13 protein-coding genes are annotated in these 20,999 nt (G+C 73.3%); 11 read left to right on the top strand and 2 right to left on the bottom strand.

Annotated features, from left to right (window positions below; genetic code table 11):
* Positions 1 to 61: 61 nt before the first annotated feature.
* Entirely contained in the window at positions 62 to 3,124 is a 3,063-nt protein-coding gene (locus tag LO772_RS03240) for a helix-turn-helix transcriptional regulator (RefSeq protein WP_231776800.1), read from the top strand.
* Positions 3,125 to 3,359: 235 nt separating this feature from the next.
* The gene (locus LO772_RS03235) at positions 3,360 to 4,199 is read left to right on the top strand and encodes an SAM-dependent methyltransferase (RefSeq protein ID WP_231776799.1); all 840 of its coding nucleotides are present in this window, start codon (positions 3,360 to 3,362) and stop codon (positions 4,197 to 4,199) included.
* Positions 4,200 to 4,505: 306 nt separating this feature from the next.
* Here LO772_RS03235 and LO772_RS03230 read toward each other — a convergent pair whose 3' ends face one another.
* Entirely contained in the window at positions 4,506 to 5,228 is a 723-nt protein-coding gene (locus LO772_RS03230) for a class I SAM-dependent methyltransferase (RefSeq protein WP_231776798.1), read from the bottom strand.
* A 350-nt stretch (positions 5,229 to 5,578) separates the two neighbouring features.
* Here LO772_RS03230 and LO772_RS03225 point away from each other — a divergent pair, with 350 nt between their 5' ends.
* The gene (locus LO772_RS03225; protein WP_231776797.1) at positions 5,579 to 6,871 is read left to right on the top strand and encodes a phthiocerol/phthiodiolone dimycocerosyl transferase family protein; all 1,293 of its coding nucleotides are present in this window, start codon (positions 5,579 to 5,581) and stop codon (positions 6,869 to 6,871) included.
* Between the two features lie 133 nt (positions 6,872 to 7,004).
* Positions 7,005 to 7,874, top strand: a complete 870-nt coding sequence (locus LO772_RS03220) for an SAM-dependent methyltransferase (protein WP_231776796.1) — start codon at positions 7,005 to 7,007, stop codon at positions 7,872 to 7,874.
* A gap of 33 nt (positions 7,875 to 7,907) precedes the next feature.
* Here LO772_RS03220 and LO772_RS03215 read toward each other — a convergent pair whose 3' ends face one another.
* Positions 7,908 to 8,453 (bottom strand): hypothetical protein, encoded by a 546-nt coding sequence (locus LO772_RS03215; protein WP_231776795.1) that lies wholly within the window; start codon positions 8,451 to 8,453, stop codon positions 7,908 to 7,910.
* Between the two features lie 261 nt (positions 8,454 to 8,714).
* Here LO772_RS03215 and LO772_RS03210 point away from each other — a divergent pair, with 261 nt between their 5' ends.
* The 7 genes from LO772_RS03210 to fxsT all read left to right on the top strand — a co-directional run bounded on the left by LO772_RS03210 (position 8,715) and on the right by fxsT (position 20,986).
* Positions 8,715 to 9,032 carry a DUF3759 domain-containing protein gene (locus LO772_RS03210; RefSeq protein WP_231776794.1) on the top strand — a complete coding sequence of 106 codons (318 nt, stop codon included), beginning with the start codon at positions 8,715 to 8,717 and terminating at the stop codon, positions 9,030 to 9,032.
* A gap of 585 nt (positions 9,033 to 9,617) precedes the next feature.
* Positions 9,618 to 10,079: a hypothetical protein gene (locus LO772_RS03205; protein WP_231776793.1), complete on the top strand. Its 462-nt coding sequence runs from the start codon at positions 9,618 to 9,620 to the stop codon at positions 10,077 to 10,079.
* A gap of 103 nt (positions 10,080 to 10,182) precedes the next feature.
* Positions 10,183 to 12,615: a hypothetical protein gene (locus tag LO772_RS03200; RefSeq protein ID WP_231776792.1), complete on the top strand. Its 2,433-nt coding sequence runs from the start codon at positions 10,183 to 10,185 to the stop codon at positions 12,613 to 12,615.
* 73 nt (positions 12,616 to 12,688) lie between these two features.
* The gene (locus tag LO772_RS03195) at positions 12,689 to 13,594 is read left to right on the top strand and encodes an effector-associated domain 2-containing protein (protein WP_231776791.1); all 906 of its coding nucleotides are present in this window, start codon (positions 12,689 to 12,691) and stop codon (positions 13,592 to 13,594) included.
* 65 nt (positions 13,595 to 13,659) lie between these two features.
* Positions 13,660 to 15,141, top strand: coding sequence for a VMAP-C domain-containing protein (locus LO772_RS03190; protein ID WP_231776790.1), 1,482 nt, complete (start codon positions 13,660 to 13,662; stop codon positions 15,139 to 15,141).
* Positions 15,138 to 16,241: an AAA family ATPase gene (locus LO772_RS03185; RefSeq protein ID WP_231776789.1), complete on the top strand. Its 1,104-nt coding sequence runs from the start codon at positions 15,138 to 15,140 to the stop codon at positions 16,239 to 16,241. The genes LO772_RS03190 and LO772_RS03185 overlap by 4 nt, the downstream gene beginning before the upstream one ends.
* Positions 16,238 to 20,986: an FxSxx-COOH system tetratricopeptide repeat protein gene (gene fxsT, locus LO772_RS03180; RefSeq protein ID WP_231776788.1), complete on the top strand. Its 4,749-nt coding sequence runs from the start codon at positions 16,238 to 16,240 to the stop codon at positions 20,984 to 20,986. Before LO772_RS03185 ends, fxsT begins: the two co-directional genes overlap by 4 nt.
* Positions 20,987 to 20,999: the final 13 nt, after the last annotated feature.

The following is a 20,999-nucleotide window of genomic DNA, read 5'->3' as shown; positions in this document are numbered from 1 at the left end:
GCGACGCGGCGAAGCCTCACGATGATGCCAATCAACCGATTCGCACGTCACGGAGAAACCGTTGTCACCGCACACCCCCGCCTCGCGCGCCGCGTTCACCGCCACCGGCCACGCGCACCTGCCCGCCACCGCGACGCGCATGCGAGGCAGGGAACGCCAGGTGGCTCAGTTCCTATGCTTAATCGACGCCGCACGGTCCGGGCCACGGCACGGCGGCGTCTTCCTCGTCGAAGGCCCGTCGGGAGCCGGCCGCAGCCGCCTGCTGGCCGAAGCCGCCACCGTGGCCACCCGATCCGGATTCTCCGTGGGCTACGCCGCAGCCGACGAGGTCCGCCGCGCCATCCCCCTCGCCCCGCTCGCGGGCGCCCTCGACCACGACCAGGACCCCGCGGCACCCGTCGCCGCGACCACGGCCGCCACGACCTCCGTGCCCGCGCCCACCCCCGGCGTCGACGGGCAGATCGACCGGCTGCGCGTCCGCCTGGAGACGCGGCTGCGCCACGGCCCCGCACTCCTCGTCCTCGACGACCTCCACTGGGCCGACCACGCCACCCTGGCCGCGCTGCACACCCTCGTGACGCGGTTCGCCGCCCAGCCCGTCGTCTGGGCGCTCGCGCGCTCGGGGGATGTCGAGTCCACCGCCGAGCGGCTGTTCGCGGCGCTCCGCGAGGCCGTCCGCACCGAACCGGCCCACCTCGGCCCGCTGACCGCCCGCGCCATCGCCGAGCTGACCGCCGACCGCCTCGCCGCCGAGCCCGAACACGACCTGCTCGCCTACCTCGACGGCGCCGAAGGCAACCCGGCCGCGCTCGTCACCCTCCTCGACGGACTCACCGAGGAGCACCGCGTGCACATCGCCGACGGGCGCGCCCGCCTGGCCGACCCCGCGGCACACACCCGCCCGCCGCACCGCTTCAACGCGCTCGTACGCCGCCGCGTCGCGGCCCTCCAGCCCCGGACGCGCCAACTCCTCGACGTGGCCGGCGTGCTCGGCCGCACATCCGTGCCGGACGACATGTCGCGCATACTCGGCGAGCCCACCGCCGCGATGCTGCCCGCCCTCCAGGAGGCCCTGGCGTCCGGGATCGTCGTCTGCGAGGAAGACACCGTCGCGTTCCGCAACGAACTCGTCCGCCAAGCCCTGCTCGACACCATCCCCACCCCCCTGCGCGGCGCACTGCACCGCCAAGCCGCCGACATGATCCTCACGCGCGACGGCAGCGTCCTGTCCGCGGCCGAGCACCTTGTGCACGGCGCCCGGCGCGGCGACGCCCAAGCCGTGGCGGTGCTGTGCTCCGCGGCCACCGAGGTCGCCGTGACCGAGCCCCGCACCGCCGGCGAACTTGCCCGGTACGCGCTGGAGATCACCGCCCCCGCGGATCCCGCACGTACCGAGCTGCAACGCGTCGCCGTCGAGGCACTGACCCGGTCGGGGCCGCCGCACCACGCGACCGCCCTCGCCGAGGAGGCGCTGGCGGGCCCCCTGCCCGCCGAACAGGCGGCGGAGCTGCGGTACGGGCTCTGTCTCGCGCTGCTCCTCGGCGGCCGACCCGACGAAGCCGTCGGCGTCGCCGAACACGCCCTCCGGCAGCCCGAATCCACCGTGCGCCTGCCCAAACAGGCGCTGCGGCAGCCGGAGTACGCGCTGCGCAACGCCGAGCGCCCCCTGCGGCACCTCGGGCTCACGACGCTCCCGGCGGACCGGAGCGAGGGGCCGCGCGACCACGCGGGCCCGCGCGCCGAGTCCGCGATCCGGGCGCCCGAGATCATGCCCAACACCGCACTGAACACCGTCCCGAACTCCGCGCTCAGGGAACGCACGACGCTGGCCCGTCTGCACGGCCTGGCCCAGCTCGACGCCGCCGCCGCGGCCGAGGAGACGCGTGAGGAGATTGCCCGGCGCGGCACCGAACCCTCCGCCGGGCTGCTGTGCGTGCTCGCCGAGACCCACTGGCAGGCCGGCCGGATCGACGACGCCGTCCGCCTCACCCGCACCGCCCTCACCTGCGAAACACCGTCCGCGGCATGGCCGTTCCCCGCCGCGCTCACCCTCACCGCGATGCTCATCCGACTCCGCGACCACGACGAGGCCCGGACGAGGCTCGCCGGCCTCGTCCACGACATCGACGCCCAGGGCTGGCCCGTGCTGCACGGCGCCGCGACCATCCTGGAGGCCACGCTCGCCCTCACCCAAGGCGCCCTCGCCACGGCCTCGGCACGGGCCGCCGCCGGACTGTCCGCCGCCGACGGCGCGAGCCCGTTCGCACCGCTCGGCCGCCGGGTGCTGGTCGAGGTCGCGCTGCGCCGGGGCGACCTCGCCAGCGCCGGAGAACACGCCGACCTGCTGGCCGACGCGGTGGCGCACCGCCCCGAGGGCGACGCCGCCCGTGCCGCGCGGGCGGCTGCCGCGTGGACGACGGCCCGCCTTGCCGCCGCCCGCCACGACGCGCCCGGGGCGGACGCCGCGCTGGCGACCGCGCACGCCGACCCCGCGGCGCTGCGCCGCCTGTGCGCGGAGGAACCCTCGGCGGCTGCGTGGCTGGTCCGCGCCGACGCCGAGGCCGGCACGGCGGAGCGCGCGGCCGAGACCGTGCGCGTCGCCGAGCGGCTGGCCGCCGACAACGCCGACACACCCGCGTTGCAGGCCGCCGCGGCCCACGCCCGCGGGGTCCACCGGCGCGACCGCGACGCCCTGCGGGTCGCGGCGGACACCCACCGCGACTCGTGGGCGCGCGCGTCGGCGTCCGAGGATCTGGGCGTGCTCCTGCACGGCGACCGCGCCGCGGCGGTCCCTGAATTGGAGCGGGCGATGGAGGAGTACGCGGGGGCGGGTGCCGAGCGCGACGAGGCGCGCGTGCGCCGACGGCTGCGGCGCCTGGGCGTCCGCCGCCGCCACTGGACGCACGCGGACCGCCCGACGACCGGATGGGGGAGTCTGACCGAGACCGAGCGCACGGTGGCCGGGCTGGTCGCCCAAGGGCTGACGAACCGTCAGGTCGCGGCGCAGATGTTCCTGTCGCCGCATACGATCGGCTTCCATCTCCGTCAGATCTTCCGGAAGTTGCGGGTGCAGTCGCGGATCGAGCTGGTCCGGATGTATCCGGGGCTGGCGGACGGCTCGTAGCGCGGTGCGTGAGCGCGCCGCGCACGTGGCCGTGGGCGCCGCCGGGCCGCGGCGTCGGCGTCGGCCATGGGTGCCGTGTCAAGCCTGTCAGCCCGCTCGTCCGAGCGGGACGGCCCCGGGAAAACCGGACGCCGGCGCTCACCGATCCACCTGCGGGTCCCCGACACCGCGCGATCGCGCGGGACCTCCGTGCCGTGCTTGTCAGTCACTTTTCGCGGATGATTGCATGCGGAACGTGACCAATCACGAATCCACGTACGCCCAGGGCGACGACCGCGACCCCACCACCGAGATCGACATCTCCCGGCCCAGCCAGGCCCGCTCGTGGAACAACTGGCTCGGGGGCATGCACAACTTCTCGGCGGACCGCACGCTGGCCAACCGGCTCGCCGTCGAGAACCCCGGGCTCGTCGAACGCGTCCGCACCACCCGGCACTTCCTGACCCGCGCCGTGCGGCACCTCGCCGCCGACGCGGGGATCAGGCAGTTCCTCGACATCGGCTCGGGCCTGCCGGTGGCGGGCAACACGCACGAGATCGCGCAGCACGCGGCGCCCGACGCCCGTGTCGTCTACGCCGACGACGACCCGCAGGTGGTGTTGTACGCGCGCGAGATCCTGACCGCCGCCGAGGCGAAGGGCGTCGCGTTCCTGGAGGCGTCGCTGCTCGAACCCAAGGCGGTGCTCGACGCGGCGTCCGAGACGCTCGACCTGTCGCAGCCGACCGCGATCGTGCTCAGCGGCATCCTCGGCCACGTCCCGACGTACGAGCAAGCGTGCTCCATCGTCGAGGCCCTGTTGGCCCCGTTGCCCGCGGGGAGTTACCTGCTCTCGCACGACATCAGCGACAGCGACCCGCACTGGCGTGCCGTCCAGGCCAGTCACAACTCGGTCGCCCCGCTGGTCTACAACCTGCGCACTCCCGAGCAGATCGCCGGCTACTTCCGAGGGCTGGAGCTGGTCGAGCCGGGCGTGGTGTCGGTCACCGAGTGGCACCGTGACGCGGACAGCCGCTACTCGGACGAGTGGGCCCGCCTCGTGGTCGACATCGTCGGCGGGATCGGCCGCAAGGCGTGATCGCGATGCCGCGTGGCGGTGGTCGCGGGTGACGTCGCGGAGTCGCCGGAGGGACAAGCCCCGAGATGCGCCTCCGATGTCAGGTGGCCGTGGGGTGGAGGTGACATCTCGATGTCGTCGACGGGAGCAGCCAACGGTGCGATCCCGACACCGCGTCGTCATGGCCGCCGGGGCGACATCGCGGACTGACGTCGCGAGGTCGGGGTCGGCATCGGCCGTCGGGCCCTGTGCCGTTGCTGTGGGAACCGTGTGCGGTCCCGGTCGAGGCGCCGCGCGTCGCCTCGACCGGGACCATCGGGGCTCATCTCAGCGACGTGTCGCGTGCAGGTACCACGCCGGTCCCATGATCCTGCCCTTGGCGTCGATCTCCACGGCTTCCCGGTCGATCACCACACCGACCTGGGCGAACTGTGTGAGGTCCGCGTCGGTGAGCGCGTCGCGCACCAGTGACGTGGTCAGGGTGGTCGACCGGATCTCGGTGATGTCCCAGTGCGTTCCGACGATCGTCTCCAGGTTCTCCGGGGCCACGCCCATGGGGTGCCGGGCCCCGGGGGTGCCCTTCGCCCAGCAGACGAGGTGGAGTTGGGCCCCGGGCCGCGTGACCCGGTGCAGCGCGGCGACGTATTGGCGCCGGTGCACGTCGGCGAGGCAGTGGTACAGCGCGCTGTCGAGCACCGTGGCGAAGCGTTCCGACGCGAACTCGGCGAGCTTCGTGGCATCCGATTCCACGAACGTAATGTTCACGCCGGCCGCTTGCGCGTCGGCCCGGGCCCGGGCCAGCGCGGTCGGCGAGCAGTCGATCCCCGTCACGTGGTGCCCGCGCTGCGCGAGCATGATCGTGTTGTCGCCCGGCCCGCAGCCGGCGTCCAGGATCTCGTCCGCGAAATCCACGGTGTCGGCCAGCTCGACGACCGCGGGCTGCGGCTCGCCGAGGTCCCAGGGGACCTTCGGGTACGGCACCTCCATGTCCGCAAGGACCGGTTCGCCGCGATAAAACGCGTCGTAATCGACGTTCTCTTTGTCGAACACTGCAACCGTAGGCTCCTGCACGTTTTTTTCCTTTCCTTGCCGCGTGCGGCGGTACGAGGCCGTTGCCCATCATGACCACGCTTCGGTGCGGGAATGAAGCCCCATTCCGGAGCGGCCGGGAAACCTACGCGACCGTGTGGCATGCCACGGCATCGCGCGGTCGGGAATCTAGTCGAAGCACCGCGAATATTCCTCGGATTGGCGGGATGACGCGAGCGCGCTGCTGCCGTATGGAAATACCTGAGGCCCGGTGGCAGAGGCGAGTATTTTCAGTACCTATCAACCATGCGTTTGGACGGCGTGCGTCGGGTCGTCGGACGGCACGACGGACCCCCTGGGAAAGGTGACAGATGGAACGATCCTTTTCGGCCCATGAAGCGCTGATGGTCGGCAGCGGCATGCGGGTGGTCGCCGTGAGCGAGATCGACGGCGAACTCGACGAGGGCACGCTCGAATACGCGGCACGGCACCTGGCCGACCGCCACCCGATCCTGCGCGGCGCGTTCACCGGCGAGCCCGGGTTCCCGCGCCTGACCGTCCCGGATCCCGGCGCCCGTGCCACCGCCGGGAGCCGGTCCGAGCCCGCGACCCCGTACCTGCACCGCGTCGCGGACCTGTCCGGCGAACTCGACGCACCCACGCGGTGGGACACCGGCCCGTTGTTCCGCATCGCCTTGGTCCGGGAGGGCGGGGCCGCCGGCGCAAACACCGCGACCGGCCGGAACGCGGCGAATTACGTCGTCATGACCATGCCCCGCGCCTGCGTCGACGGCATGAGCTATCTGGCTTTGCTCCGGGAATTCTGGTCCACGTACACCGAGGCGTGCGCGGGCCGGAAAAGCCCGGCGGTCCCCGTACAACCGATCCTGCCGCCGCCGCTCGACGACATCATTCTCGACAAATATTCCCAGGCCGACCTCCAGGCCTATGTCGAAGGCCGGGCCAAGGAGGACGCCCTGAATCCCCCGGCCCATCTGCCGACCCCGGCCGCGGTGGGCACGAGCCCCGGCCCGACCGCGGAATTCGACAGCATCCGGGTCGGCCTCGACGCGTCCGAGACAAACCGGCTCGCGGACGCCGCGCGCGCACGGTCGCTCTCCCTGAATTCCCTGATGTGCGGAATTCTCGCGACCGCGATGCGCCCCGCGCTGGAGCCCGCAGCCGGCACCGTCACGGTCACCTGCGCCCTCGCCGCGGACCTCCGCCGCAGGCTCACCCCGCCGATTCCCGACGACCGCGTGCAGTCGGCCGCGTCGGGTTGCCCGATCCGGCTCGACGTCGACGCCGACCCCGACCCGTTCCAGGTGGCCGCGCAGATGTCCGAACGGCTGCGCGACAACCTTCAGGCCGGCAACGCCGAACGGGAAATCGCCGCGTTCTCCCGCCTGGTGGACCACTGCCCCCCGACCTTCGTGGTGACCAATCTGGGCCGCGTCCCCCGGCCGCCCCTGCCCGGCCACAACCGCTTCGTGAGCCTCCGCCTGCTGCCGCTGGCCCATATGCCGGTGCCGTTCGTGGTGCTCACCCGGCTCGAAGGCGGACTTGACATCGACTTCCCGTTCAGCCGTGCGTGGTACGACGAGCGCCAGATCGACGAAATCGCCGCGGAGGCCCGGCGCGTCATCGCGGGGATCACCGCCTGACCGCGGCACCGAGATGCGCGAAAACCCACGAACGCGTGCGGCTTTCGCGCATTTCGGCGATCACAGACGGCCACCAAGTCGGGTAGCTTTGGCGCCTGTTGACACACCGTTACACGTGAAGGTGGGGGCTGCCATGGCGACCCGAAACCCGGCCGGCGCATCCGACGAGCCCGAGGTCGGCGGGACTTCGTCCGCCTCCGGCTCCGCCGAGCCGAAGCGGAGGCCGACCGGGCTCGACACCTCCCGCCCGACCCCGGCCCGCATGTACGACTATTTCCTCGGCGGCAAGGACAATTTCCCCGTCGACCGGGCCGCCGCCGAGCGCGTGAAGGAAGCCACCCCCGACACCTACGAAATCGTGTGGGAGAACCGCTACTTCCTGCAGCGCGCGGTGCGTTTCCTCGCCGAGGCGGGCATCGACCAGTTCCTCGACCTGGGCACCGGGCTGCCCACGCAGGGCAATGTGCACGAAATCGTCCAGGGCGTGAATCCCGACGCCCGCGTCGTCTACGTCGACAACGACCCGATAGTGCTCGCACACGGCCGCGCGCTGCTCGCGGAGAACGCCAGGACCACCGTGGTCACGGCCGACATGCGCGACCCCGAGGGCGTGCTCGCCCACCCGGACATCAGGGAACTCCTCGATTTCTCCCGCCCGGTCGCGGTGCTGTTCGTCGCGGTGATGCACTTCATCCAGGACGCCGAGGACCCCGCCGGGATCGTGCGCACGTTCCGCGAGGTGATGGCACCCGGCAGCTACCTCGCGCTGTCGCATCTGACCACCGACGGGCCGGATCCCGCGATGGTCAAGGCCACCGAGGCGGTGTACGAGAACGCGACGTCGCCCATCATCTTCCGCCCGAAGGCCCGCATCGAGGAGATGTTCGACGGCTTCGAGCTGGTCGAGCCGGGCCTCGTGCGGCCGTGGGAATGGCGTCCGGACACCGACGGCCAGGTCAGCACCAACGCCCTCTTCGGCGGCATCGCGCGGCTCGCGGGCTGATCCCCTGCCGAACGGACCGTCCGTCGGTGCCGGTCACGCGGTGCCGCCGGGCGTCCGGGCACCCGTTTCGGCGGACCAGTCCGAGGCGGTCGGCGGCGCGCCGAGAGTCCGGGCCACGGCGGTGGCACGCAGCGCCTCCAGCACCCCGACCTGGCCGTCCGCGCGGCTGATCAGCTCGTCGAGGCGGTCCGCGTCCAGCCGCGTGTCGGTGGGGGCCAGAATCCGCAGGGACCGCCAGCACGCGGCCTTGCCCTCGACGCCGAGGAACAGCGCCTCCAGTTCGAGCAGGTCACTGAGCGGAGCGCGCCGCCGCAGCCGCCCGTTCGGTTTGAGCCGGCCCGCCTTCCCGACCAGGGAGCCGACCACGGACTTGCCGCGCGTCGGTGCGACACCGAGTGCGTGCATGATGTCGTGCAGTGTCTCCCGGTCCTCGGCGATCTCCCGCTCCAACTGCCGCAGCACCGGACCGTCCGACGTGTCCGCCCGCGTGCGCGCGAGTCTGCGCACCAGGGCGAGGCCGGCCGCCGACCCGGCGTAGTGGTCCCCGAGATAGATCCGCAACGCCTGGGGCGTTCGCATGGGCCGCATGACAAGGCCTTCCGTCGGCGAGGCCGCGCTCCGCACGGCACCGGACGCGGTCGCCCCTGCGGTTGCCCGGGCGCGGGGGCAAGAAACGCGCCCGCGCGAGGAGGGCGTCCGCGATGTATGCGTCATACCGGGTCATCCGGGCATACGCATGGATGTATACGCGCGTGTTCCGTTCCGCGCGGGGTGCCGGTCCGCGCACACGCGCCCGCCTACGTGCACACGGCACCGAGCACCCGGACGAAAGAGGCTGTGATGGGCCTGTTCGCGGATGACAGCGAAGAAGCGGCGACGTACCACGCCTGCCGCAACACGCCGCAGAACGAGCGGGTCGCGCCGGACCACCTGGCCGCGGCGGGGGCCTACGCGGCCTCGCTCGCGTGGGCCGGGCGGCTCGTCCGTTACGGCCGCCCGAGGGGCTTCGACCAGGCACGGCATTTCGCCTCCGAGGCCGCCGAAGCGTTCATCGACGAGGTGGTCAAGGAGCATCCGGCCGAGCCCGACGAGATCGCCGGCGCGAAACGCCTGGCGGCCCAGCGGTACGAGGCCGCGCTGCACGCCGAGTACGACTGAGGGCGGGCCACCGCGCACCCGGCGGGGGCACCACCGCAGGCCGATGCCCGGCCGGTGCGCTGTGTCCCCGACACGCCCGGGCGCGTGGGGTGTGGACGGCGCGCGGGCGATCGGGACGTGCGGGGCTCGTGGGGTGAGGAGGGCGTGCGGGGTGCGGGGCTGTGGGGCTGTGCGGGCTCGTGAGTGCGTGGAGTGAGGAGAGCGTGCGGGGTGTGGGACGTGCCCGGTGCGAGGAGTCACGCAGGGGCCCGGCACGCCATGGGGCGTGCCGGGCTCCTGACCTGCGTGGCGACCGCAGGATGGGTGAGGCCTGCACTGTGCGCGGACCTGCGGGGCCAAGAGAACCTGCGCGGTGCGCGGACCGAGGGGCCGCGAGGCGTGCGAGGTGAGCGTGTGCGCGGGGCCGCCGCGGGCTGCGATGCCTGTGCGGGCTCGCAGGGCGTGCGGCCCCGCGCGGTGCTCGTCCCCGGCGCTGCCCCCTCGTCCGCCGCGCCCCCTCGGCGCGATGCCCCGCACAAGGTGTACCCCGCGCCCGTGCGGGCAGCCGCGTAGGGCCTTGCCGCGTCGTCGAGGAGGTCGACCGTCATGTCCGAGTTGCCGCCGCCCCATGACGAGGCCCACCGGCGTCCGGCCGGAGTGGCCGACGCGACCGTCGAGGCGATGGGCAAGATCAGCGAGGCCTGGGAGGCCACCGAACGCGCCCGCGGGCACCTCTACGGCTTCCACCAACTGACCGGCGGGGCCGACCGGATGCTGCGCGAGGGCATCGCCATGCTGCGCAACGCCGGCCACCGCGACGCCGCGGACTTCCTGGAGACCGAGATCGCCGGGCGCAACGTCATCCCCGGGCACTGGACGTTCCAGATCATCGAGGCGTACGACGAGACCTACTACCGGCCCTTCGCCCGAGCCGAGGCCCGCCTCCGCGACGAACTGGCCGACGGCAAACGCCACGTGTACGAGGCCGAGCTGAAGCAGCGCGTCCGCACCCACGGGCACCCCGACCACCGATGGGACAACCGCGGGGACGCGGAACGCCCCCGCTAAGCCACGCGTTTCGCCGGGATTCGCGCATCGCCGCGCCGTGGTCGCCGGCACCTGCCAGGATGGGCGGGCCGGGGCGTGACGAGGACGCGGACTACGGGGTCGCATGAACGTACCGAAGGCACCGGTGGGGGCGACCGTGCTCACCCGGGCCACCGAGGAACTGCTGGAGCTGACAAAAGGGTTGGTCCGTCGGCGGGTGACCGGCGAGGAACGGGACGCGCTGCACCGGCTCGGCGGCGTGCTCCGCGGCGCCGGGGCGGCGTGTGATCTTCTGCCGCTCATGGTCGTCTCCCGGTCGGGTCCCGCGACGCGTCCGGTCTGGCACGTCGACTTGGATCTGCTGGACGCCGTGTTGGACGCCGGCGTCCCGGTCGCCGACCCGCCGCCGAACGTCGTCCTCGGCCTCGCGGCGTGGGTGGACGCCCCGCGGCGCGGCGACCTCGCGGCGGTGTGCGCCGATCCGCGCTTCCGCCCGATGCTGCACGACGAACTCGTCGGCGGGCGCGACGGTTTGTTCGGCTTCGGCCGTCCCGGGCACCTGCTGCGCGACCCCGCCAAGGGCGCCGCCGCCGCGGTGGCCGCGTCCCCGGCCCTCCTCGGCATCGTCGGCGGGCTGCTGGACGCCTGGGCGGGCCGGATCCGCGCGGGAAGCCTTCCGGCGCTGCACGAGGCCGTCCATCACGTGGACCTGCTCGGCCCGGCGCGCCTCGTGGCGTCGTCCCCCGAGGTCCGCGCGACGGTGTACGCGATCATGCGCGCCGACGTCGCGACGCTGCTCGCCGAGACGTGGCGGACCGGGCTGATCGACGAGGTGGGGCATCCGGCGCTCGACGCGTACGCGTTCCTCGCCCCGGGCGACGACGCCTTCCCGGTCGACCTGCCGGACGGCACCGGTGACGAGGCCGTCGTCGTCGCGAACACCCACCGCGCGGTCCTCTTCGACCTGCGTCGCCGCGTGGCCGGGCCGCTGTTCCAGAACCTCCCGAAGCAGGTGGACGCCGCGCTGCCGTCGCACCGCCTGCGCTGGACCGGAAGCCGCCTCGCCGTCGTCCCGGGGGAGCCGGCCGCCGCCGTACCGCCTCCCATAACCGCGACCGAGACCGCGACCGAGACCGTCCCGGCCACCGGTCCCCGCGCGCTCGCACCGCACCTGCATCCGCGGGGCTGGTGGGAGGTGCGCAACGCCGCCGGGGCGGCCACCGGCCGCTGGTACGCGGGGCGTTCGCACGCCGACGCGAAGGCGGGGTTCCACCGGGTGGGTCGGCGGAAGCACCGCTGGGCCGCGGGAAGCGCGTTGGTGCCGCCGCCGCACCTGTGGCCCCGCCTGCCACCGCGCGACCCCAAGGGCTCCGAGGTCCTGCGGTCGGTGGACGACGCGACGGCCCGTCGCGCGCTCGACGCCGTCGACCGCGAACTCGGCGCCCGCGTCACGGAGATCGGCCGCCGCGTCCCGGTCGGCAACGACTCCGCCGAGATCGACGACGCGTTCGCCGCGCTTCACGGGATCGTCGCCGCGGTGCTGCCCGGTGTCACCGACGACCGCCTGCTCGACGGCCTCGCCGGAACGCTGTGGACCGCCGTCGAATGCCGCGAGCTGATGTCCCGTCACATCGACAGTGGTGCCGAGGAGTTCGCGCTGACCGCCGCCCCGGCGCCGTACCCGCGCGGCGACGCCGGGGACCTGCGCGCCCGGGTCTACACCGGCATGCGGGCGATGTACGAGAACCTCGCCCACATCGCGCGAAGCCACACCGACGACACCGTCGCGCAGCCACCCCGGCGCGCCGCCCTGGCCAATGCGTACGGCTGGGAACGCGGTCTGGGCCGACTCGGCGGCCTGGCACTGCGCACCGCCCTGGAACCCGGGCACCACGACCACGGGACGGAGAACCGGCTCGACCATGTCCGTGTCTGGGCCGTCCCGTCGCTGTGCCCGCCGGCGGGCCGCTGGCGCGTGCTGACGCTGCGCCTGGACGTCACCCACGTTCCCGAGGAGGGCACCGTCAGCCGCACCCCGCGCGGGTGTCTCGTGATGCTGCAGCGGCCCCCCGCGCCCACCCGCGACCTCCCCGCGCTGGAGTACGCGGCCGACGGCGATTTCGGGGAGGCGCCGTTCGGCGCGGTCATGGACGAGCGGGTCTGCGCGGGCTGGGGCGGGATCGAGTCGGTCCGGTCCTTCCTCCGGCTGGTCGACACGCGCGGCAAGGCACCGTGGCCGACCGCGTCCGTCGCCGAACTCGCCGACGCCATCGGGGTGTCGCCGGAGACCGCGGCGCTCCTGGCGGTCGGCTTCGAGCCGCGCGACGCCTACCAGATACCCCGCGGCGCGGGCATCCCGCCGTGGGTCGCCGCGGCGTCGGGGCACACCCCGGAGAGCCTGTCCGCCGCGTGCCGGGAACTCGCCGCCGACGTGCCCGTGGACGACTGGCAGGACATGACGGAACAGCTGATGCCGGACGACCCGGAAGACCTGTGGACGCGCGGCCTCGCCGTGGCGCGGGCGGCCGAGTGGTGGAACCGCCGCGCACCGCGATGAGCCGGTGGCGAAGGGGGAGTCGGTGCAGGCGGGTTGGCGCGTGCGGGTGCGCGGTCACGAGGGTGAGGGCGTCGTGGGTGCCGGGGTCCTCGTGCCCGGCGGTTTCGTGCTGACCTGCGCGCACGTCGTCGCCGCCGCCCTCGGGCAGGCGCCCGACGGCCCGCCCCCGCGCGCACCCGTGACCGTCGACTTCTCGCCCAGCGGCGCCCCCGAGCCGCGGCGCGCCCGGGTGGTCGACGACGGCTGGTTCCCCGCGCTCGACACCAGCGGGGATGTCGCGGTGCTCATGCTGGAGTCCGGGGAACCGCCGCCGGACGCCGCCCCGGCACCGCTCGACCCGGGGACGCGCTCCGACCTGCGCACGGTCCTCGCCTACGGATACCCGAACCCCGGGCTGGCGGACGGGGTGTGGGTCACCGCGACCGTCACCGGGCCCGGCGGCGCCGACCCGCGGTGGCGGCAGCTCGACGGGGCCGGCGAAGGCGTGGCCGTGCAACCGGGGTTCAGCGGCGCGGGGGTGTGGGACCCCTCGCGGGAACGGGTGTTGGGCCTGGTGGTCGCGGCGTACGCGCCCGATCGCGCCCGGGTCTCCTGGATGATCCCCTTCACCGCCGTCGCCCGGGACTGGCCCCCGCTCGCCGACGCGCTCGCCGAGCCCGGCCCGCGGGAGCCGTACCGCGACGAGCTGACGCCGCGTCAATGCGCCGATCTGGCACGGCTGATGACCAAGGTCCCGGGCATCGAAACGGCCTCGGGCCGCGCGGTCCTGGTGTCGCTTCTGCGCCCCGATATCCGCGTCATGATCGGCGAACACCCGGCGCCCCTGGCCCACTTGTACGAGATCGTCCGTGTGAGCTGCGACTACGACGGCGGTCTCGACGAGCTGGTGTGGGCTATAACTGCTGTGGCAGGAGACGCGCGCGCCGTGCGCAACGTCATCGCGGCGGTGCGGCACTTCAGGGACGAAGCGGTTTCGTGAGCGGGTGGCTGATGCGGACGTCGACTTGCCTCCCCGAGGCCGCACCGGCGTGCGGGGGAGTGCGGATGGTCGACGGCACCGACGGTACGTCGCACTGGCGGCATGTGAGCCGGCTGGTCGAGGCGTTGGAGCGGACCAGGCCGATGAGCGACCCCGAACTACGGCGCCAGTGCCTGGAGATCACGGGCGAGCGCCTGCGCGTCGACCTGCTCGCCGTGGTGCGCACGAGCGCGGTGTCGCGCAGCCAGCTGTACGACCTCGTCAAGGTCCTGGACGAACTGCGCGGCGGCCTGCTGGTCCTGGCCGACACGATCAGCTTCCTCGCGCAGGGAGCGCGCAGCAGCGAGGCGTTCCACCGGCTGGTCCTGGAATCTCCCGTGCAGCCGACCCTCAGCGTCCGCGAACTACGGGAAATCCACGCGCTGTTGCGTGCTCTGCCGGGCCGTGTGCCGATCGCCCGCGTCCACCACGCGGCGCGCGGCTCGTTCGAACGGCTGCCGCCCGGACGCGAGGACCCGGTGGCGGCGTTCGACCATCTCGCGGAGGCCAACGCCCGTACCGACGGCCTGTTTCCGTTCGCGGTCTACGTGGAGTACCTGGCCGGTTCGGCCCCCGGCGCCGTCGGGGACCGCATGCGCGCCTGGAACGACGCCGTCGCGGAGACGCTCGGCGCGGCCGGCGCGCTGGCGGAGTTACGCGCCGGGCTGGTCCCCGTCACCGCGATGGACCGGGAGACCCCCGCCTACCTGGCGATCCAGGTGGAGTCGATCGGCGGCGACCCGGAGCGGTACGCGGTGTCGTCGTGGACGAAGGAGGACGCCGCCTCGCCGCCGCTGCCGGGCCGACACGAACTGCTGTGTTCCCCCGCTGAATTGGAGAGTACCGTCGAAGCCGTCATCGCCGACGGGGAAGCCTGCCTGGCGGCCTTGGACGCCCAAATCCAACTCGAATTCATCCTGGGGCGCGACCTCATAGGATGGCTGCCGGTGAACGAATGGGCCACACACCGGGATTCGGGTCTTCCCCGGCCGTTGGTGCGGCACTACCCGGTTGTTCTGCGCAGCCTGGAGAGACAGCGCGAACCGTCCCTGCAACGCGTATGGAACCGCCGCTGGCGGGCGATGTCCGAAAAGCCCGCGGAATGCCGGTGGCAGGTGTGCGGCGGTGCGGACGGATTCGGCCCCGCCGACCTTCAGGACGCCCTCAACGAGGACACCGACGGGCATGTCGTCGCGGTTCTCCTGCTGGACGCCCCCGGCCCGCCCGAATCCGGCGTTCCGCATGTCTACGACGTCGCGCTGCGCGAAGGCGTGCCGGCGATGCTGTGGCATCGCTGCGGAAACAACGGCCACGCGTTGCACGATTTGTTGCGGGACCTCCTGGAGGCTCCGGAATTCGTGCGTTTGCCGGGCAAAGTCCACGCGTCCCGAGCAGCGGCTCCTTTCGGGGACGGTATGGCATTGCTCCACGACGACCCGGGCAACCTCTATGCGCGCCGACGGCCTTATGGGCTTCGGCCTGCCCAGGGGGAGGAGACGGCGGGGTGACCAGTGACAAGCGGTCGGGCGGCGGAGGGGTGCCGCCGGCCACACCCGACTGGTGGGTCTACCACGGTGACGGGCGGATTCTGCGCGGAGACCTCGACGACGTCCTGATGGGCCCGCCGCCGTGGCGGACCTTCGACGGCGGGCCGCTGCAACCGCGCCCGCCCGAGGACGAGGCCGAGATCACCCGGCGCATCGGCCCGCGCCACGGGCCCTCCGACGCACGGCGTCCGGTCAACACCGACGAGGCCGACATGGTGAATGCGGCTTTGTACCTGCGACGGCCGCTTTTGGTGACCGGGCGGCCCGGAACCGGGAAATCCAGCCTCGCCTACCGCGTGGCCCGGGAACTCGGTCTGGCCCGGGTATTGCGGTGGCCGATCACCAGCCGTTCCGGTGTGAATTCCGGCATCTACCAGTACGACGGAATCGCCCGCGCGCAGGACGCCGCGACATATCGGGCGGAAGCCGACGCGCAGCCGGATCGAAATCCGCCCGAACGGACCGGGGGAAAGACCCGGATCGGCGATTACGTGCGCCTCGGACCGCTGGGCACGGCATTGCTGCCGTACCGCCTGCCCCGGATCCTGCTGATCGACGAACTCGACAAAAGCGACATGGACCTTCCGAACGACCTGCTGAATGCCATCGAGGAAGGCGAATACGAGATCCCCGAACTCGTCCGCGCCGCCGCGCGCGAGCCGGAGGTCACCGTCCTCACCGACGACCCCGGAGGCTCGGCGGTCGTCAGGAACGGCCGGGTGCGCTGTCGGGCCTTCCCGCTGATCGTCATCACCTCCAATGGCGAACGCGAATTCCCTCCCGCTTTTCTCCGGCGCTGCCTGCGCCTGGAATTGGCGGCGCCCGACATCGAGGAACTCGCCGCCATGGTCGCGACCCGGTTCGGCGTCAGGGACGGCGCCCGCCTCGACGACATCGTCCGCATCTTCGTCGCCCACAGCGCCCGCCAAGGCGGCCTGCCCACCGACCAACTTCTCAACAGCGTCTACCTCGCGACGTCCGACCGCTTCGCCCGGGACGACCACTGGGACCGCCTCGTCACCGCGTTGTGGCGCAGCCTCGACGCCACGGGGCCGGGATGACCACGCCGGGGCGGCACCCGGCGCGCGCCTCCGACACATTCGGCGTCGGGGACCTGACGCACGACGAAGTGGCCGACGCGCTGTGGCTCGCGATGTGCTGGGCGGGACGCACCGCCGCCCCGCCCCGCCCGGACCCGCCGACCGCCCCGCCGCCACCCGGCCGCGACGGGCACGGCCCCGCGCCGCGAACACCGTTATGCGCACGGCGCGCCCGCCGCGACCGCGGCACCGACGACCCGACGCCCGCGTCCGGCCAGGCCGGCACCGGAAGCGCCGAACGCCTCGGTGGGAGCCGCCCCACGCCGCTCCCACCGGACACCGCACACCCGACGGACACCTCCGGGCCCACACACCGCGCCGACAGCCCGACCGACGCCGCCCGCCCCGACCGCGGCACGGCCCCGAGCCACCCGGCCCACGATGACCCCGCACACACATCCCCGCCGCACGCCGCCCCGGAACCCGCCCCGTCGGAGCACCCGTCCCCGCACGTCGTCCCCTCCACCCCGCCGGACCCGAAGCGGCCCCCGTTGCCCCCGAACGACGCCGAACCCTTCCCGCCCGACCCCCACCGCTCCGCCCCGCCCGCGGGCGACGGCGGCGCGATCGCCGTCACGTGGCCGTCCGTCCCCGGGCTCACCGGCCGCCGCGCGATCGAACGCGCGTTACGTCCGCTGCGCCGCGCGGTCCCCTCCGCCCACCGGTACGAACTCGACGAGGACGCCACCGCGGACGCCCTCGTCGGCCCCGAACCCCGGCTGCCGTGCCTCCGCCCGGCCCGCGAGCGCTGGCTCGAGCTCGTCCTTGTCGTCGACGCGGGCGCGACGATGCCGGTCTGGCGCCACACGGTCGGCGAGTTCACCGAACTCCTGCGCCGCACGGGCGTGTTCCGCTCCGTCACGGTCCGCCGGCTCGACACCGACGGGGCGGACGACGGCGACCTGGAGCTGCGCGGCCCGGTATCCGACGCCGCACGGCTGAGCCTCGCCGAGCCGACGAGCCCCGCACCGCGGCGGGTCGTCATGGTCCTGACGGACGCGGCCGGCGCGGCCTGGCGATCCGGGGCCGTGCAACGGCTCCTCGGCGCGTGGGGCAGCCAAGTCCCGGTCGTCGTCACGCACTTGCTGAACGAGCGCTCCTGGTACCGCACGTGGCTGGACACCCGGACGGCGGGCCTCGGCACGCACGAGCGCGTCCCGTTCGGCGCCCGGCTGTTCGTCGAGACCCGGAGCGCTCCGGACGGCTCCGCGGTCCCGGCCCGCGACCGCCCGGTGGTCCCCGTCCTCGAACTGTCCGCGCATCGCCTGCACCGCTGGGCGAGCCTGCTCGCGGACGCCTCGGGAACCTGGCCCCAGGCCCGCGTGATGGCGCTCCCGTCCGCGTCCGACCACCACCCCCACACCCCCGGCGACTGGTCCGACACCGTGCCCGACGCCTTCGAGGACGACCGTACGGCCGCCGAACTCGTCCTGGACTTCCGGGCCTCCGCCTCGCCCGTCGCGTTCCGCCTCGCCCAGCGCCTCGCGGCGGCCCCGCTCACCGTGGCCATGATGGAGATGGTCCAGTTCTTCACCGAGCCCGACTCCACGCCGGCCCACCTCGCCGAGGTCGTCACCTCCGGGCTGCTCGCCCCGGCCCGCTCCGGCACCGCCGCGGGGGACGGGCCCGGCGTCGTCCGGTACGCGTTCCTGCCCGGCGTCGCCGAAGAACTGCTGGCGTCCGCGAAGCGCACCGACACCGCGGACGTCATGCGGCGCGTCGTCGACCGCCTCGACGCGGCCCTGCCGCACCTGCGCGGCACGGCGGCCGGCCTGGTCGCCGCGCCCGTGGGCCACGAGCCGGACCTCCCCGAGGGGGCGAACGACCTGGTCAGGCCCGTCGCGCACGCGCTGCGCGCGTTGTCCGGCCCCTACCTGCCCTGGGCCGAGCGCCTGCACGCACGGCTGCGGACACCCGGCCGCCCGGGGGACGGCGGGGACCCGGACGCACGTCCGTCGGTCGCGCGGAGTGACGGTTTGGATACGCTACGATCTGAGGTGGTTGAAGTGCCCGAGAACCCTTCGGCTGATTCCGGATCCGTCCCGGAGCCTGCGCCGGCCTGGTCGGATCGCTGGGGTCAAGGGCTCCGCGACGAGCAGGGTTCGGGCGAAGGAGATTCTGTCGCCGTGAGTGCCGACAGCACGCGCATGCGGCGGCCGGGAGTGGTGGAGCGGGCCATCGCGGAGCGCCGGAGGGCCGACAGCCCGCCCCCGGTCTGGGGAAACATGCCGCCCCGGAACGTCAACTTCACCGGCCGAGTCGGCGCCCTCCTGGACCTGCACGAACGCCTGACCCAGGGCACCACGGCGGTTCTCCCCGAGGCACTGCACGGCATGGGCGGTGTCGGCAAGTCCCAGATCGCCGTCGAATACGCCTACCGGCACAGTTCCGATTACGACATCGTCTGGTGGATCCCGGCGGGGCAGCCCGCGCAGATCCGTGCGGCGTTCGTGGACCTGGCGCAACGCCTCCGCCTGCTGACGGGCGCCGAGGCGAACATCGCCGTCCCCGCCGTACTGGAAGCCCTGCGCCTGGGTGAGCCGTACCGAAACTGGCTCCTCGTCTTCGACAACGCGGAGAGCCCGGAGAGCGTCCTGCCGTTCTTCCCTCAAGGCGGAACCGGACGGATTCTTGTCACTTCCCGGAACGGACAATGGGTCAACATGGCACGGACCATCGAAGTCGACGTCTTCGCGCGCGACGAGAGTATTGAGCTTCTTCGCCGGCGGGGGCCGGTGCTGACGGACGAACAGGCCAACCGCCTGTCCGAGGCACTGGGCGACCTGCCCCTGGCCATCGAGCAGGCCGCGGTGTGGCTCGCCGAGACGGGCATGCGGGCCGAGGAATACCTCGAACTCTTCGAGGGCAAGCGCGAGGAGTTCGTCAGCCGGCGCGCCGAACTCCTCGAACTCGCCCCGCCGATGGACTACCAGCTCCCGGTCGCCGCGGCCTGGAACGTGTCCCTGGACCGGCTGCGCGACACCAACCCCGCCGCGTTGGAACTCCTCCAGGTCTGCGCCTACTTCGCACCCGAGCCGGTCTCCCGCAGGCTGTTCATGGCCGGCCGCAACGCCGCCTTGCCGGGCCTGCTCGGCGAGATGCTCAGCGACCCGATCCGCCTCGGCCACGCGCTGCGCGGCATCCACCGGTACGCGCTCGCGCGCATCGACTACCGCACCGACAGCATCCAGCTCCACCGCCTCGTGCAGGCCGTCCTCATCGACCAGATGACCCCCGAACAACGCGCCACCATGCAGGAGTCCGCGCACCTCCTGCTCGCCGGAAGCGACCCCGCCGAGCCGGGCCGGGTCGCCAACTGGCCCCGCTACGCGGAACTGCTGCCGCACCTGCGGGCGTCCGGCGCGGTCCGGTGCGACAACCGCTGGGTCCGCGCGCTGGTCGCCAACTGCGTCAGCTACCTGCACACGTTCGGCGACTACGAGGCGTGCCGCGAACTGGGCGAGGAAGTACTGGCCACGTGGCGCGAGACGCTGGGCCCCGACGACCTGCAGACGCTGTCCGTCGCCCGCGTCCTCGGGCACGTGCTGCGCAGCCTCGGGCAGTACGCCGAGGCGGCCGACCTCAACCGCGACACGCTGGAGCGCCTGCGCCGGACGCTGGGCCCGGGCCACGAGGACAGCCTGTTCGCCGCGCGGGCCGTGGCCGTCGACCTGCGTGCCGCGGGGGACTTCGTCGGTGCCGCGAAGCTCAACAAGGAGGTCCACGAACTGGCCATGCGGTCGTTCGGGGACCGCGACCCGTACACGCTCAGCGCCGCGGTCGACCACGCGACCGCGCTGCGGCTCGTCGGCGACTTCAGCGCCGCGCGCGATCTCGACGCCGTGGCCCTCCAGTTGGCCGTCGAGATGCTGGGCGAGGACCACCTGCTCACCATGCTGCTGGGCAGCCTCCTCGCCCTCGACCTGCGCGAATGCGGCGACTACGGGGAAGCCGCCGAGATGCAGGAGAACAACTGGGCCCGGTTCGCCCTCCTGGTCGGCGGCGAGACTCCCTCCGCGCTGGTGGCGCTGCGCAACCTCGGCATCGCGCGGCGCAGCGCGGGCGACCACGACGGCGCGCTCGAAGCGTGCGCCGACGCGTGGGAGCGCCACCGGAGGCGGTACGGCGACGACGGCTTCGACACCCTGTGCGCGGCGGCGAGCCTCGCGATCGCGCAGCGGCAGGTCGGCGACCTCGCGGGAGCCCGCGAGTTCGGCGGCCGGACGCTGGACCGCTGCAAGCGCAACCTGGGGGAGTCGCACCCGTACACGCTGAGCATCGCGACCAATCTCGCGGTGGCGATGCGCAACCTCGGCGAGACCGAGAGCGCGCTGGCCCTGAGCCGGGAGGCGTACGAAGGGCTCGCCGTCACGGTGGGCCCCGACCATCCGTACACGCTGTGCGCCGCGGTCAACCTGGCGAGCGACCTGTTCGCCCAGGGCGCGGTCCAGGAAGCCTGCGAGCTGGACCAGAACAGCTATCGGCGGATCGTCAAGGCACAGGGCGACGAGCATCCGACGGCGCTGGCGTGCGCGCTGAACCTGTCGGCCGACCTTCGGGCGCTCGGCAGGACCAACCAGGCCGAGACCCTGTACGCGGCGACGCTCGCCACGATGCGCCGTGTTCTGGGCCGCAGCCACCCGGCGACGGTGGGGGCCACGCAGGGTGAGCGGGCCGACTGCGATGTCGAACTCCTGGTGATCTGAAGCCCTTTCGTGC

Source organism: Yinghuangia sp. ASG 101, assembly GCF_021165735.1.
Classification (GTDB): domain Bacteria; phylum Actinomycetota; class Actinomycetes; order Streptomycetales; family Streptomycetaceae; genus Yinghuangia.
This window is presented reverse-complemented; position numbering and strand designations above follow the sequence as displayed.

What these genes read in the sequence shown, in the direction of transcription:
- LO772_RS03225 (WP_231776797.1), top strand. Translation starts at nt 5,579, where the DNA reads ATGGAACGATCCTTTTCGGCCCATGAAGCGCTGATGGTCGGCAGCGGC.
- LO772_RS03220 (WP_231776796.1), top strand. Translation starts at nt 7,005, where the DNA reads ATGGCGACCCGAAACCCGGCCGGCGCATCCGACGAGCCCGAGGTCGGC.
- LO772_RS03215 (WP_231776795.1), bottom strand. Translation starts at nt 8,453, where the DNA reads ATGCGAACGCCCCAGGCGTTGCGGATCTATCTCGGGGACCACTACGCC.
- LO772_RS03210 (WP_231776794.1), top strand. Translation starts at nt 8,715, where the DNA reads ATGGGCCTGTTCGCGGATGACAGCGAAGAAGCGGCGACGTACCACGCC.
- LO772_RS03205 (WP_231776793.1), top strand. Translation starts at nt 9,618, where the DNA reads ATGTCCGAGTTGCCGCCGCCCCATGACGAGGCCCACCGGCGTCCGGCC.
- LO772_RS03200 (WP_231776792.1), top strand. Translation starts at nt 10,183, where the DNA reads ATGAACGTACCGAAGGCACCGGTGGGGGCGACCGTGCTCACCCGGGCC.
- LO772_RS03190 (WP_231776790.1), top strand. Translation starts at nt 13,660, where the DNA reads ATGGTCGACGGCACCGACGGTACGTCGCACTGGCGGCATGTGAGCCGG.
- fxsT (WP_231776788.1), top strand. Translation starts at nt 16,238, where the DNA reads ATGACCACGCCGGGGCGGCACCCGGCGCGCGCCTCCGACACATTCGGC.